Origin of the sequence: Nocardia pneumoniae NBRC 100136 (assembly GCF_000308755.1) — a bacterium.
Taxonomy (GTDB): Bacteria; Actinomycetota; Actinomycetes; order Mycobacteriales; family Mycobacteriaceae; genus Nocardia; species Nocardia pneumoniae.
The window spans coordinates 34,066-49,911 of the sequence record NZ_BAGF01000147.1; the positions used below are offsets into that span (position 1 = coordinate 34,066).

At 69.7% G+C, this 15,846-nt stretch carries 6 protein-coding genes; 1 reads left to right on the forward strand and 5 read right to left on the reverse strand.

Annotated features, from left to right (window positions below; translation table 11 throughout):
* Positions 1–11: 11 nt before the first annotated feature.
* Both ON34_RS29760 and ON34_RS29765 read right to left on the reverse strand, forming a co-directional pair.
* Entirely contained in the window at positions 12–644 is a 633-nt protein-coding gene (locus tag ON34_RS29760) for a VOC family protein (protein WP_040785872.1), read from the reverse strand.
* A 232-nt stretch (positions 645–876) separates the two neighbouring features.
* Entirely contained in the window at positions 877–6,342 is a 5,466-nt protein-coding gene (locus ON34_RS29765) for an ATP-binding protein (RefSeq protein WP_040785873.1), read from the reverse strand.
* A 318-nt stretch (positions 6,343–6,660) separates the two neighbouring features.
* Here ON34_RS29765 and ON34_RS29770 point away from each other — a divergent pair, with 318 nt between their 5' ends.
* A complete protein-coding gene (locus tag ON34_RS29770; protein WP_157172488.1) occupies positions 6,661–7,029 on the forward strand; it encodes a hypothetical protein in 369 nt (122 codons plus the stop codon).
* A 60-nt stretch (positions 7,030–7,089) separates the two neighbouring features.
* On the opposite strand, the gene ON34_RS29775 is transcribed toward ON34_RS29770, so the two are convergent.
* Genes ON34_RS29775 through ON34_RS29785 form a run of 3 tightly spaced genes read right to left on the reverse strand, consistent with a single transcriptional unit; the run spans position 7,090 to position 15,631 of the window.
* A complete protein-coding gene (locus ON34_RS29775; RefSeq protein WP_040785876.1) occupies positions 7,090–7,773 on the reverse strand; it encodes a hypothetical protein in 684 nt (227 codons plus the stop codon).
* Positions 7,774–7,782: 9 nt separating this feature from the next.
* Entirely contained in the window at positions 7,783–9,180 is a 1,398-nt protein-coding gene (locus ON34_RS29780; RefSeq protein ID WP_040785877.1) for a condensation domain-containing protein, read from the reverse strand.
* Between the two features lie 31 nt (positions 9,181–9,211).
* Positions 9,212–15,631: a type I polyketide synthase gene (locus tag ON34_RS29785; RefSeq protein WP_040785878.1), complete on the reverse strand. Its 6,420-nt coding sequence runs from the start codon at positions 15,629–15,631 to the stop codon at positions 9,212–9,214.
* Positions 15,632–15,846: the final 215 nt, after the last annotated feature.

A 15,846-nucleotide genomic window follows, 5' to 3' on the forward strand; every position in this document is an offset into this window, starting at 1 on the left:
GCCGACCGGGCTCAGGCCGGGGCGACCTCCCATGCGAACCCGTCCGGGTCGGTGCAGGGCCCGATGCCGCCGCCGATGACGATCCGATGCGACCCGCTGCCCTCCGGGGAGACACCGGCGTCCTTGGCGGCGGCACGGCGCCCGTAGAGCGCCAGCTTGACCGACGACGAGGGGGCGGCGAACTCGACATACTTGCTGCCGAAGCTCTTCGCCACGGTCAGGCCACGGTCGAGGTAGAACTGCTTGGTCGCCTTGACGTTGTCGACTCCGAGGAGCACCACGAACTCGTCGACCTGCCGGGTGGCCGGGCCGGTGTCCTTCTTCGACGACGTCGCGACCTTCCAGATCGCCCCGTCCGGAGCCTGGACCACGCCGCCGTAGCCCCAGAAACTCTTCTTGGCGGGCTTCAGCGTCGTCGCGCCCGCGTCGACAGCGGTGCCGATGAGATTGTCGACGGTGCTCGGCTGCGACACCACGAGCGACAGGATGAAGCCACGGAATCCGGTCGTAGGCGCCTGCGAGGCGCGCACGCGCAGCTTGTCGCCGAGATCGAAGGCGGCGGCGTAGAAGGCCGCGGCGGCCGCCGGGTCGGGCGCCTCCAGGATGACGGAGTCGATGGTGGTCTGGTCAGTGGCGATGTTCATGCCACTGACGCTAATTGCCGCTCGGCGACCGGCGCTTCTCGATTCCTGATCGGTGTCGTCAGCCGTTTCGGCGCGCACAGCGGCATCCCAGCCCGGCGGCGCAGGGCATCCTGCCTCATCGGCACAGCGATACTCGGCAGGAGCGCCGCGGGAAGAGCCGCCTCGGCCTCGCTGGCGACTCGCCCTGTTCGCGGCGACGAGAGCTCGTCGCCGCGAACAGGGGCCGGACGTATCACGCAGGCAGACGGGCCTCGATTGCCTCGATGATGCGTGGGCGCAGTTCGGCGGGGCGGATGATGGCATCGACCGAGCCGACCTCGACAGCGCGCTGAATACTGTGCACGCGGTCGAATTCCGCGGCGACCTCGCCGAGTTTCGCCGCGCGGACCGCCGAACGGACTTCGTCGAGTTCCGCGGTCAGGGCCGCGCGGTCGGCGCCGGAAGCGTTCGCGGCGCGCGCCTCCAGTTCCCGCACTCTCGGATCGGTCGCGGTGCGCGTGTCGACCTCACCGGAGAACACCACGGCAGCGGCCGGGGCCCCGCCGAGTACCGAGGCGAACGAGCCTTCCAGCGCCAGCACGGTCATATTCGGGTTCAGTGCCTTCGAGAACACCACGAACGCGCCACCGTGATACCGGGAGATCACGCAGAACACAATGGGGCCTTCGAAGTTCACGATCGCGCGGCCGATCTCGGCGCCGTACTCGAGCTGCAGCTTGCGCATCGACTCGGGGGAACCGTCGAAGCCCGACAGGTTCGCCAGCACCACGAGCGGCCGATTGCCGCTGGCAGCGTTGATCGCCCGCGCGGCCTTCTTCGACGACTGCGGGAACAGTGTGCCCGCGGTGTAGGTGTCCGGTCCGTCGGTGGGCACGAACCCGCGTCGCGGCACGCCCTGTGACTCGATGCCGAGCAGGCACACCGGGATACCGCCGAGGTGCGCGTCCTGCACCACCGCGGTTTCGGCGTCGGCCATCCCCGCCCAGCGCTCCAGCACGGGGTGGTCCTGGTCGGACAGTGCCCGCATCACGGTCCGGATGTCGAAGGGCTTCTTGCGGTCCGGGTTCTTGGCGACGGAGAAGATCTCGCCGACGGTGGTGAAGTCGCTGTCCGCCACCGTGTGCGGGAAATCGGAGACGTCGCGATCGACCGGGTCGCTGGTCCGCGCCCGCCGCGGCGACTGCTCACCGGGTGCGATGTAGGTGTGGTCGTAGTGCGACATCAGAATTTCGCGCGCGCCGGTCAGGTTCGGCGCCCAGTACTGCCCCTGACCGTTCGGGCCCATCACCCGGTCGTAGCCGCCGATGCCGAAGTTGTCCTCGGCCGACACACCACCGGAGAAGTCCAATGCCTGCTTGCCGGTGAGCACCATCGCCGAATCCGGCGTCATCACCAGGATTCCCTTGGTGTGCATCAGCATGGTGGCCTCGGCGTTCCAGTACGGCTGCGCCCCGACGTTGATGCCCGAGACCACGATGTTGATCTCGCCGCCGTCCTGGGTGAATTCGACGATCCGCTTCAGTGCCGCCGCAACCCAGTCCATGTTCTCCGTGCCGGACTTCATCGAGATCCGGGCGCCGGAAGACAGTGCGTACCACTCCAGCGGCACCCGCAACCGGTCGGCCAGATCCAGTGCGGCGATCACGCGGCGGCACTCCGGTTCGGACAAGGCGCCGAGCGATTTCGTCGGATCGCCGAGCAGCACCACCCTGGTCACACCCTGCGGATGCCGCTCGGTGGGCGTGCTGACCAGGCCCGCGACGATCGCCGCGGTGTTGTGCCCCTTGGGCCGGTCGACCGGAACCAGCGCGTGATCGGCGTCGAGGTCGTATTCGGTGAAGTCGCCGAGCAGACCGGTCAGCTCGTAGGGGTACACGGTGTTGCGGCTGCTGGCGCGCAGCACCTTCTGCCGGTACTCGTCGAGCGGCTCGACCGGGTCGTCGGTCCGCTCACCGACGGTCACCTCGGTGCCTCCGGCGGCGTCGAAGGAGATGCGCATGGTCATCTTGACCAGCTCACCGGTCTGCGGGTCGCGCTGCCGCGCGATGATCAGGATCTCCTCCAACCCGGCGCCCGCGGTGGTCGGCTCCACACGCTGGACGATGGTCTCGAACTCGGCGGGGGTGATGTCCAGCGGCGGCCAAATGTACATCACGATGCGGTTGGTGTTGAAGCGTTTGGCCGACGGCCGCCGCGACTGCGCCCGGCGAATCGAGTCGAGGCAGGTGGCGATGGTGCCCTCGGCCGTCGGCAGCGCGAGCAGCCTGCCGTCGTGCTCGCGCAGGGCGGCCAGGTCCCGCACCTGCGCGAACGCGACGAGGCGCTCGTCGGACGGATTCTCTTTCGCGACGCACCGGAACAGGTAGACCTCGTCATTGTCCGAGGACGGCAGCCGGGTGAGGTCGAACTTGCGCAGCCGCTTCATCTGCATCCGCTCCGCGATGTACGGATGCAGGCCGCGGATCAGCCGCTCCTCGGCCATGCCGGTGGCAGACGGGCGGAAAGTGAAGTGATGGTGCATCACCGCGCCGCCGCTACCGGCGACAGTGGTGGTGATCCGATGCACCTGGTTCGGCAACCGCTGCGCGCCGAGCACGTCCTGCAGAGCCGCGGCCATGGCGTCGAAGTCCTCGGGCTGCCCCTCCCAGCCGAGGTAGATGTCGGCCTCGATGGACACCGCGCCGGTCGCCAGCTCGGTGAGCCCGTGCAGCACGGTGTCGAGCGCGTCGAAACTGACCGCGGCGGATACCAGGGTCACGCCCCGGCGCTCGGCGATCGCGAACGTGCAGCCGCCCACCTCGTGGGTGCGAACGCCGGTGAGTCCCTTGTTGCCGTAGTACCGCCGGGTCAGCACCTCCAGCATGACCGTGTTGTCCGGATTGCCGCGCAGCAGCCGCTGGCCGAGCAGCCGCACCAGCGGCTCGGTGCTGCGCACCATGTCGGAGATGCGGTCGGCGCGATCCGGGGCGTCCGGGTGCGCGTCGAGGTGGCGCAGGTGCCTGCGGACGTTGGTGTACACGCGGGCGCGGTTACGCCGCAGCAACGGCTGGCCGTACCAGGCGTACACCAGGCCGCGCGTGAGGTCGGCGATCACGGGGAAACGCACCTGCGTCGCCGCCACCAGTCGCTCCAGCGCCAAACCGACCGGCTCGCGCAGCGCCCGGTCCGGCACCGGCTCCCCCAGCCACTCGCGCAGCAGGGTCGTGATGACCGTGACGATGTCGGACGGACGCTGCTGGACCAGGAAGATCCGGAAGACCGCGGCTTCGAGGTCCGGGGAGCGTTCCAGATCGGTGACCCCGTAGTGCCCGAGCGCCTTGGCGAGCTTCGCCCGGTACGACTCCGGCAGCCCGGCCCGCTCGACATCGAGGCTCTGCAAATAGGTGTGGAAATACTCGCGGGCACTGTGCACGTGGCCGTGGCCGCCGTCCTCGTCCCACGACCGGTTGTGGCTCAGCTCCGCGACATCGGCGAACACCTGCACGAGTTCGAGTTCCTCGGCAAGGGGCCGGTAGTTGTCCGCGATGGCCGCCCGGCGCGCGGCGAGGTAGTCCTCGACGATCCGGCGCTCGTCGTGCGGGTCGACGTCGAAGCCCAGCAGCAGGCTGCGCAGGTCCTGCAGGCCGCGAGTCAGTCGCTCGTACGGCTGGACCTGCGCGGGCTCGCCGGGCAGATCCAGCTCGACCGACCCGGCCGCGGCGGCCTCGTCGGCCTCGCCGCCCTCGGCCAGCGGCTCCAGCCGCAGCAGCGGTGCGCCGGTCTCCACCTGGGTGCCGACGGAAACACCGCATTCCTTCAGCCGCGCCCGGAACGGCGCGCGCAGCACCGTTTCCATCTTCATGCTCTCCAGCACCAGCACCGGCGCGCCCGCCTCGACCTCGGCGCCGATCTCCAGCGGCGTGGCGACGACCAGCGCGGGGGCGGGGGCACGGACGACACCGCCCTCGTCCCGGCTGATCCGATGCGTCACGCCGTCGACGTCGACCAAGTGGATCGGCCCGTGCGTGCCGGTGATCAAGCGGTACCGGGTGCCGTTGACCACGATCTGCCCGGTGTGGCGATCGAAGCGCTCGAGGTCGACGTCGGCGGTGCGAATATCGCCACCCGCCTCGATACCGATACGGAACCGGTGCGCGCCGATGCGTGCGACCCGCACGCGGTAGCCGATGCCGCGCAACTTCAGGTCGAGCGGCCGACCGCTCTGGTGCTGTACCTGCGGACGTCCGCCGGAGGCCGTGGACAGCAGCCGATGCCGCTCGACTCGCTCTTCCTCCTCGTAGGCATCGATGGCGGCGGCGGCCAGCGCGACGGCGGAGTGGCGGTGCGAGACCAGACGGCCCGCACCGCGAACACGGTCGATCCAGCCGGTGTCCGCGCTGGCATCGATCACTTCGGGCTGGTTGAGCAGGTCGAGCACGAAGCTCTTGTTCGTGGCGCCGCCCTCGATGACCACCCGGGTCTGCGCCACCGCCCGGCGCAGCCGGCCCAGCGCTTCGTCACGGTCCCGGCCGTAGGCGATGATCTTGGCGATCATCGAGTCGAAGTCGGCGGGAATCGTGTCGCCCTCGCTGACGCCGGTGTCGACGCGGATACCAGGCCCGGCCGGCAGGTCCAGCCGCGCGATGCGGCCCGGAGCGGGCGCGAAATCGCGGTCGGGGTCTTCGGCGTTCAGCCGGGCCTCGATGGCGTGCCCGCGCTCCGCCGGGGGTTCGCCTTCGAGGCGGCCTCCCGACGCCACCAGCAACTGCGCGCGAACCAGGTCGAAACCGGTGGTGTACTCGGTGATCGGGTGTTCGACCTGCAGGCGCGTATTGACCTCGAGGAACGCGAAGAGCTTCTCACCGGGGTGGTAGAGGAACTCGACAGTCGCCGCGCCGCGGTACCCGACCGCGATCGCCAGCCGCTCGGCCGACGCCTTCAGCTCGGCCGTCTGCTCGGGGCTCAGGACCGGTGACGCCGACTCCTCGATGACCTTCTGGTTGCGCCGCTGCACCGAGCAGTCGCGGACGCCGAGCGCCCACGCGGTGCCCTGGCCGTCCGCGATCACCTGAACCTCGACGTGCCGGGCGCCGGTGACCAGCCGCTCCAGGAATACCACGCCACTGCCGAACGCCCGCGCGGCTTCCTGGCAGGTGCGCTCGTAGGCGTCGACGAGCTCGGCCTCGTTCGTGATCACCCGGATACCGCGGCCGCCGCCGCCGGCGGTGGCCTTCAGCATCAACGGGTAGCCGATCTCGGCCGCGGCGGCCACGGCCGCCTCCACGGACTCGACCGCACCGCGGCTCCACGGCGCCACCGGGACGCCGACCTCCTCGGCGATCAGCTTCGCACCGATCTTGTCACCGAGCTTGCGCATGGCCTCCGGGCTCGGCCCGATGAAGGTGACCCCGATCTGCTCGCACAGCTCGGCGAACGCCGGGTCCTCCGCGACGAAACCCCAGCCCACCCAGGCGGAATCGGCTCCTGTCTCCACCAGGGCACGCTCGAGCGCCTTCAGGTCCAAGTACGGACGCGCGGAGGCCGGGCCGAGATCATAGGCGATGTCGGCCTCGCGCACGAACGTCGCGTTCCGGTCGACATCGGTATGCAGCGCGACGGTTTCGATCGATAGACCGGTCTCCGCAGCCAAGTCTCGGACGGCGTGGATGAGGCGCATGGCGGCCTCACCCCGGTTCACGATGGCGATGCGGCTGAACACTCGCCGGCTCCTTCCATTCCACAGCACTGACCCGGTCGGACGAGGGATTACGACTTCCGACTCCGCGTAGTGTGCACCCTCACCCCACGTACGTGCACGGCGTGCGGGTGTTACTCGCACGTATCGTGGGCAATGCCTCGTATGAGGCCATGACAGCGGCGGAGGAATTCCTCGACCGGCTGGCTTCCAGTACCGTACCTGTGATCGGATCGTAGTCCAGCGAATCGCCGCCCGCGGCGCGCTGCGGCGCCATGTCCGATCGGCTGGAGGCACCGAGAAGCCGTGAAACGCTCCGCCGCAGTGTGGGAGGTGATCTGTGTGGCCGACATTCTCGATGTACTGCACGCTCGCTGCGCCGAGGTCGCGGGCGAGGCGATCCTCTCCGGAGAGGAACACCCGACCCTCACCCTGACCACTCGCGAAGTAGCAGACCTGCTCAATCACATAGCCGACCTACGACGCCGCTACTGCGACATCGACCTCGCCTACCGCGAGCTCGACCACCAGCACACCGTGCTTCGCCGCGCGACCAGCGATGCCGCCGCATCGTTGGATCGGATCCGCGCCGTGCTCGAGCAGCGCACCGCGCACCCGGAAGCCCACGCGCGCCAGGCATGCAGCATCGCGCGTTTCGCCGCCCAGAACCTCACCGCCGCAAGCCTGGACACCGAGGGAACGGCGAAGTGACGACCGGCGTCCGCGGAACGGAGGAGCCGGACCTTCGAAAGCGGGTCTGCGCGGGCGGACCTAGGCGACCAGTTCCAGCAGGCCGCGTGGATCCCACGGCATCGGCCCGGTCGGGAAGCTGAGCCGGACCAGCCGGTGCGGCGAGGCCGCGTCGAAGTGCGCCACCGAGGGCGGGAGGAACCCGCCGATCACCTTCTCCAGCATCATGTTCAGCCCGGAGAACCGCGGCCGCAGCCGAACCTGCCAGCTGGTGATGTGCCCGGCAGGGACCTCGACAACGGTGCGCTGTTCCACTTTCGCACCGAGCGGGATGTGCACCGAGAAGGCCAGCCACAGATCCACGCACTCCTCGGCGCCCTCGGCGAAGTCCAGGCCGCGCAGCAGCGTCAGGCCACCGGCGAGCGGCATCACGTTGGCCGGAAAGGGCGCGATCCCGCCACCGAACCGAAGGTGCGCGGTGCCGAGGAAGTTGGCCTCCTCGCGCGTGACCACCGCTGCGCCGGAGCGGGTTTCGGCGCGGTAGTGCTCGGCGCGCAGCCGATCTCCGCAGCGCTGGAACCGCTGCTCGATGGTCATCGCGAAATTCCCGTGTCCCAGACCGGCCTCGAGGATCGAGCGGTAGCCGTCGCCGTCGTGGGCGACCACGCTGATCAGGTCCAGCTTCGGCGGCCGATCGGCGATGGTGACGGTGTAGACGGACTTCTCCCCGTCGGGGATTCCCGGGTCGCGAAACGCAGTGTGCACATGTCCTCCTCAGCGTGTGCCCTCGGCCGCCGCCGCGAACACCGCTTTCAGCGTGGTCACGTAGCGTTCGACGGAGCCGTGCGCCACCGGCGTGTCCGGGTAGATGACGCTCAGCGTGGTTTCCGACGCGAACCGGTTGATCCAGATCAGCACCTGTTCGGACGCGGCGCGATTGGCGTACAGCCCGCACGACCCCAGGTCGAAGAACTCGTTGCCGAGCAGCTCCCGGGTGTCCACGTAGGAGATCATCGGCGTGGACCAGCCCGGTTCCAGGGCGAGATCGGAGTCGGCGGGCAGCAGTTCCACCACGCGCTGGAACGAGGTCGGAGCCAGGCGCAGGCCGTTCTCGTAGGCGCGCTGCGCGATGGCCGCGGCTCTGGCGAAGGTGGTGGTGGCGCCGATCGGGAAGGCCACCGGCAGCAGCGTCGCGTACCACCCGACCGACGCGCGTTCCGCGGCGGTGCCGCGGGTGCTGACGGGCGTCATGCCGAAGTAGTAGTCGTTACCGATGAGTTCGCGTTCGGTCAGCGCCGCCGCGGCGAAGATGCCGCCGACGAATTCCGCCCCGTTGTCGCGGCAGACCCGCTCGAACCGCAGCGCGGTGCGCTCGTCGAACAGGGTGAGGGTGCGATGAGCGCTGCGGTTGTACATATCGGTGCGCCTACCCAGGTCCAGAGGGAAGGAGGGCAGTTCGCCGTCGTTTCCGCGGATGAGCTCCAGCCACTTCCGTACGCCGGGCGAGGCGAGCGTCATCCGGCCGGTGTACGCACGCTCGGCGGTGCAGTAGTCGAGGTAGCTGGCGGCGGGGGTCAGCATGCCGACGTCTTCCCACACCTCGCGCAGATACAGCAGCGCGAGGTCGAATCCGGACAGGTACTGGCCGAATCCGTCGGTGTGCAGATGATCGACCGCCAGGTAGACCGTGGTCGAATCCTCGCGGGCGATGGCACCGAAGGTGAAACAGTCCCAGTCGAACGGCCCCGGCGTCGTCTTCTGGACATGATCGCGGATGGCACGGGCCTCGTCGACGAGGCCGTAATCGATCGGCACGAATTCGACGTCCTCCGCGGGCACGAGATGACGCTCGATCTCGCCGGTCGGGTCGACCCGGAACCAGGTCCGAAAGGTGTCGTGGCGCAACAGGAACGCGTTGACCGCTCGCGTCATCGCCGCCAGGTCGAGACTGCCGGTCGGGATCTCCGCGGTCACCAGGCACAGGCCCGAGTACCGGAAATCCGCCCCGGCATGCCGATCGGCGAGCCGGAGATACTGCTCCTGCTGATGTGACGGCGGAGCGGGGTGGACCGGCGCCCGGCGGGCGCGCGCCACCGACTCCGGTGCCGCCACCCAGCTGACCAGCCGGCCAGGCCCCGGCTCCCACTCATCGATCAGCCCGAAACTCACCACGATGACACCTCGTTTCGGCGATGGTGGCCGGTCACGGCCTGGCCTCGGCCGCCACCAGCGCCGCGACCGGCTCCGCCGCGGCGCCGTTCGAGGCCATCGGCTCGGCCATCAGCGTGGCGGCGTCCGGAACTGCCTGCGACTGACCGACATCCGCGGCCAGGATCAGCTCCGCCACCTTCGGACCGGCCTGCTCCAGGCTGAACGACCGGCCCATCTGCAGCGACATCAGGTCGATGCCGAGCGTCTTGGTGACCCGCGCGCCGAGCTCCACCGCCATCAGCGAATCCAGCCCGAGTTCGGGCACCGGAACGGTCATGTCGATGGACTCGACCGGCACACCCATCACGACGGCGAGTTCCTCGGCCATCTTGCGGGCGACGAAGGCGCCGCGCTTGCTCTCCTCGATCGCGGCCACCTCGGCCCGCAGCCGGGCCAGTTCGGAGGTGTCCTTGGCGGAGGCCTGCGCGAGCGCGATGGTGCGGCCCGTGCGGGTCAGCTGCGGGAAGGTACCGGTCAGCTTGGCCCAGTCGGTCGGGATGATCGCCGCGCGAGCGACGCCGAGGCGCAGCGTCTGCTCCAGGTACGCGGTGGCGTCGGCCATGTCGATCGGGTCGAAGCCGACCAGATCGAGGTACTTGCGGGCCGTCTCGTCGGAGGCCATGCCGCCCGTCGCGCCGGACAGGTGGCCCCAGCCGACGCACAGCGCCCGCTCGCCCGCCCGGGACCATTCCTCGGCCAGCGACTCCACCGCCACGTTCGCCGCACAGTAGTTGTACTGACCGTAGATGCCGTACATCGAACCGCCCGAGGAGCACAGCACGAACATGTCCAACCCGATCCCGGCGTCGGCCACGGCTCGATGCAGCAGCCGGGCGCCGTGCACCTTCGGGCGGTATACCTCGGCCAATTGCTCGAATTCCATTGCCGCCAAGCGGTTGTCGGCCACCGCGCCCGCCGCGTGGAACACCCCGCGCAGCGGGTGCTCGCCGCTGTGGGCCCGCGCGACGATCGCGGCGACAGCCTGCGGGTCGGTCACGTCGGCATGCTCCTCGACCACGTCGACGCCGATGGTGCGCCACGCCTCGAGCTGCCTGCGCGCCTCCTCCGTGCTCGCGCCGCCGCGGCCGAGCAGTACCAGCCGCCGCGCCCCGCGCAGCACCAGCCAGCGCCCGATGGCCATTCCGAAGCCACCGAACCCACCGGTGACGAGATAGGTCGCGGCGCTGTCGATCTCGACCTCGGGGAGGTAGGGCCGCACCGCAGGCGTGGGCGAATCCATGCGCAGTGCGATCCGGGCGAGCCCGGTCGAGCGGATGGTCTCCTCGAAGGCCCTGGCCACCTCGTCGCTCTCGAACAGCGTGTAGGGCAGCGGTGTGTAGGTACCGGCGAGCACCTTCTCGTAGACCCGCTGCAGCAGCCGGGCCAGCCGCTGCGCGTCGACGGCGACCAGGCGGTCCAGATCCATCGAGAAGTACGCCACGTTCTTGTCGAAGTTGGCCAGCTCGAGCAGGCCGCCGGTGTAGATGTCGGCCTTGCCGACCTCGACGATGCGCCCGAATTCCGCGACGGCGTTGAAGTTCTGGCGCAGGATCTCGCCCGGCGCGCTGCTGAGCACGACCTCGACGCCCTTGCCGCCGGTCAGTTCCAGTACGTCGTCGACGAAGTTCAGCGAGCGCGAGTCGATCGCGTGATCGGCGCCGAGCGCGAGCACGTGGGCGCGGCGCTCGTCCGTACTGGCGGTGCCGATGATGCGCGCCCCGCGGTCCTTGGCCACCTGGATCGCGGCCGTGCCGACGCCGCCCGCGGCGCCGTGGATCAGCACCGTCTCGCCCGGTTCCAGCCGGGCCAGATCCAGCAGCGCGTACTCGGCCGTGCCGAAGGCGATGGTGCTGGTGCAGTACGCGGGATCGGCGTCGGCAGGCAGCGGGATCGTCAGCTGCCGGTCGACGACCACGTAGCGCCGCATCATGCCCTTGGCGGCGACCGCGACCAGATCGCCGACCGTGAGGTCGGTGATCCCCTCGCCCACGCGCACCACCTCGCCGACGCCCTCCATCCCGGGCACCGTGCCGAAATAGGTGGGCGCGAGCTCTCGCTCGCCGAGCAGGCCGATGACCTTGAGCGGATCCTTGTAATTGAGGCCGACGATCTTCATCCGCACCTCGACCCGGCCCGGTCCCGGTTCCCGCCGGGGGCACCGCCGCCACGCCAGCGCCGACAGCAGCCGGGTCCTGGGCAGGTCCAGCGCGAAGTTGGCCTCCGGGTCGGTCAGCGGTTCGGCGGTGTCGAGGGCGTCGAGGCGCTCCTGCAGCGGCTTGATCACGACCGGGGCCCAGCGCTTGCCCGCGCGCAGCACGACCTCGTCGAGGTTGTCGTTCCAGAACGCGCCCGGCACGGCCAGTTCCTTGATCAGCGCGGCGATCTCGGTGTCGGGTTCCACGTCGATCAGCCGCCAGCGCAGCGCCGACTGTTCATTGAGCAGTACCCGGCGCGCACCGGCCAGCGCGGCATGATTCGAGTTCGGCGGGATCGGACTGTCCGGCAGCGCGAACGCCCGCTCGGTCACCAAGGTGGCATGACACCACCCGTCGCCGAAGACGCTCTTGGGTCCCTCCTCGGTGGTTTCGGGGTGGACGAACGCGTCGAGGGCGACCGCGATCCGCTCCAGGGTCCACAGGTCGGCGAGATCGTCTTCGACGGTCCCCGCGACCACGCACACGTGCAGCCGGTCGGCGCCCTCCGCCTTGGCGGCCGCCAGTGTCGCTGCCAGATCGGAGGCGAGTTCGCGAGCCGTCACGGCGGGCACGTAGAGCCGCGAGCCCGGGACGGCGGCGGCCAGCTGCCCCGCACGGCGGCAGCCGCTGCCCAGCGCGACGATTACGGTGGTCACCGAATCTTGCGGCAGCGCAGCAGGATCGAGGGGTTCGCGCTGTTCCAACGTTTCGGCGTAGTAGAAGTCGACCATCCGATGCAGTGGATCCTGGCCCGGCGCGAGTGCACCGATCTGCAGGCCGCTCAACCGCATCACGAGGTTGTGTTCGTCGTCGAGCAGATCCACGTCGGCACGCAGCCGGGCGCGGGGATCGCGACGCGCCACCACGGTGATCCGCTCGGGCAGCGGCGCCACCAGCCGCACGGCCGCGACACCGACCGGCACCAGCGTGCCCTCGTCGATCCGGGCGTCGGCGAACAGCAGAGCCGCGGACTGCATCGCGGCATCGACGACCGTGGGGTGGGCGAGGTGGCCGGAGTCCGCGGCGATGGTGCCGTCGACGGTGGCCACGACCGCCTCCGCACCGACGCGCACGGAGGTGACGCGGCGGAAGGCCGGGCCGTACTGCAGCCCGGCCGCGGCCAGCCCGCTGTAGAACATCTGCGGGTCGACGTCCAGACCGACGTCCAGGGTGGGAACCGTGACCTTCGTAGGCTTGTGGCTGCCGGTCAGCGTGCGGCCGAACGCGTGCACCGTCCAGGCCGTCCCGGTCGCGGAGCGCGATCGGATCATGAAGCGGCCGCTGGCCTCCTCGACGGTCAGCGCCACCAGCGGCACATCCGGCGCGCCCATGATCAGCGGGGCCACGAACCGAACCTGTTCCAGCGCAACGCGTTCCACGCCCAGACGGGCGGCCGTGGCGCTCAGCGCGGCATCCAGGTACGCCGCGCCCGGCATGATCTTGACGCCGTTGACCACATGGTCGGCCAGCCATGGCAGCAGTTCGGTGCCGACCTGCAGCAGCCAGTCCGGCCTGCCCTCGACGTCGGGGTCGCCGAGCATGGCGTAGGTGCCGGGGGTGCCCAACCGTGCCTGCTCGAACAGCGGCAGCGCCGAATGCAGCCGGGCCCGCTGCCAGGGATAGCGCGGCAGCGGCACGTGCGGGGTGGCGGGGTGATGCGCCGGGAACAACTCGTCGAGGTCGAGCACGCCCGCGCCGTACAGGCCGACGAGGGTGCGGCGGATGCTCACCGAATCCGGCTGCTTGCGATCCAGTGTCGCCACCGTCGTGCCGTTGACGTCCGCGCCGAGCAGAGCCTCGCGAATGTTGCCCGACAGCACCGGGTGCGGGCCGACCTCCAGGAAGACCCGGCTGGCCGCGCCGATCAGCTTGGTGACCGCGTCGGCGAACCGGACCGGCTGCCGCACGTTCGCGCACCAGTACTCGGCGTCCCAGTCGGGGCCGGAAACCGGCTCGCCGGTGACCGAGGAGTACAGCGGCACGGTCGGCGCCATCGGGCTCAGCCCGGCCAGCGCCGCACGCAGCTCGTCCAGGATGGGGTCCATCAACCGGCTGTGGTATGGCACCTCGACGCGCAGTCGGCGCGCGAAAACGCCGTCCTCGGTGAGCTTTTCGGCGATCTCGTCCAGGCGGTCGACGTCACCGGACAAGGTCAGCGAGCTCGCGCTGTTGATCGCGGCGACATCCACCCGCCGGTCGTCGCCGACGAGCTCGCGGACCTGCTCGAGCGACATCCCGACCGCGAGCATGCCGCCCGAACCGGCGGTCGTCGCCTGCAACCGGGCCCGGTGATAGGCCACCAGCACCGCGTCACGCAGCGACAGCATGCCGCTGACGTAGGCCGCCGACACCTCACCGACGCTGTGCCCCACCACGGCTGCGGGCCGGATGCCGTACTCGGCCAGCTCCCGCACCAGCGCCACCTGCACGAGGAAGTTGGCTGGTTGCGCCACCTCGGTGCTGCCGACCCGTGACTGCTCCTCGGGCCGCAGCAGCTCCTCGATGATCGACCAGCCCGCGATCGCGCGGAACTCCGTATCGATCGACGCGGCGGTCTCGGCGAACACGCCATCGCCGCTGAGCAGTTCACGGGCCATCCCCCACCACTGCGGACCCATGCCCGAGAACACGAACACCGGTTCGGCTGTCCGCGCCACGATCGTCCGCGCCGCGTCGCGGCCCTCTCCGGCGGCGAACCGGCGCAGATCCCGGACCAGGTCGGCGGTGTCGCCGACCAGCATGCCCGTGCGGTACTGATGGTGTGCCATGCGGGTCCACGCGGCCTCGGCCAGCCGGTCCGGGTCGGCGCCCGCGGTGATCAGATCGGCGAACCGGCCGGCCAGCGCACGTGCCGCGCCGGTACTGCGCGCCGAAACCGGCAGGACGCCGAAATGCCGTGCGCGCGAGGGAGGTTCGGTGTGGTCCGGCCGAAACTCCTGCAGAATGGCGTGGGCGTTGGTGCCGCCGTAGCCGAAGCCGTTGACCGCGATCGTCATCGGCTCGGCGTCGTCGGGCAGCGTTTCCGCCTCGAGCTGGACGTGCAGTCCCAACTCGTCGAAGGGAATGTCGGGATTGGGTTTGTCGAGCCAGCCCTGCGGCGGGATGGTGCGATGGTGGATCGCCAGCGCCGATTTGATCACGCTCGCGATACCGGCCGAGGCCTCGGTGTGACCGAGTGTCGACTTCACCGAGCCGACGCCCAGCGAGCGCGTGCGCCCCGCGGCCGCGCCGAAAACCCGTCCGAGCGCGCGCAACTCGACCGGATCGCCGACCAGCGTGCCGGTACCGTGCGCCTCGACATAGGTGATCGTGTCCGGCGCGAGCCCCGCGCGCCCGCATACCGAACGAGCCAGGGCTTCTTGGGATTCGGCGTTGGGCACGGTGATCGCCGTGGTACGGCCGTCCTGATTGGAGCCGGTCGCCTTGACCACCGCGTAGATCCGGTCGCCGTCGCCGATGGCGTCGTCGAGCTTCTTCAGTACCACCATGCCCGCGCCCTCGCCGCGCCCGTAGCCGTCGGCCGAGGCGTCGAAGGACTTGCAGCGGCCGTCCGCGGCCAGGAAGCCGCCCTTGCACATCAGTACGAACGTCTCCGGTTGCAGCATCACGTTCACGCCGCCCGCGAGCGCCACCTCGCAGTCGCCGTTCTCGAGCGCCTGACACGCGAGGTGAAAGGCGACCAGCGACGAGGAGCACGCGGTGTCGACCGTGAGAGCGGGGCCGACCAGGTTGAGCGTGTAGGCGATCCGGTTGGACAGCATGGTGTAGGACGCACTGGCCGGGGTGTGCATGTCGGTGTAGAACAGGGCCGGGCCGACCACGCCGATCACCGACTGGTCCACCACGAACCCGCCGACGTACACGCCGACCGACCCGCCCGCCGCGTGCCGCGCCATCCCGGCGTCGTCGAGCGCCTCCCAGGTCACCTCGAGCATCAGGCGCTGCTGCGGATCCAGCACGGTCGCCTCGCGGGCGGAGATGCCGAAGAAGTCCGGGTCGAACTCCCACGGGTCGCTCGTCATGAATGCCGCGCGCTTGGTGTAGCTGCGGCCCGGTGTGCGCGGTTCCGGATCGTAGTAGCGGCGGTAATCCCAGCGATCGGCCGGTATCTCGATCACACCGTCGCGTTTGTCCAGGACGAATTCCCAAAAGGTGTCGGGCGAGTCGATTCCGCCTGCGAATCTGCAGCCGATGCCGACAATTGCAATATCCGACATGCACATCCTCCGGGTCGAATCCAGTTGATCGCCATTCTTCTCCGGCGATCCACGAATTAGCGTGTGCGCGATTGGCAATGGCCCCAGCGTAACGGCCGCCACACCAGCCGTCGCTCGCTCAGGGAGAGTTCACAATCCCCCGACCAACCGGCTTGTGGCATTTCGAAATTCCGGGTTCTTCGGCCGTGAAAAGGCTTGGGGTTGCCTATCTTTCA

Excerpts from the sequence above, each read along its gene's own strand:
- ON34_RS29760 (WP_040785872.1), bottom strand. The coding sequence starts at position 644 with ATGAACATCGCCACTGACCAGACCACCATCGACTCCGTCATCCTGGAG.
- ON34_RS29785 (WP_040785878.1), bottom strand. The coding sequence starts at position 15,631 with ATGTCGGATATTGCAATTGTCGGCATCGGCTGCAGATTCGCAGGCGGA.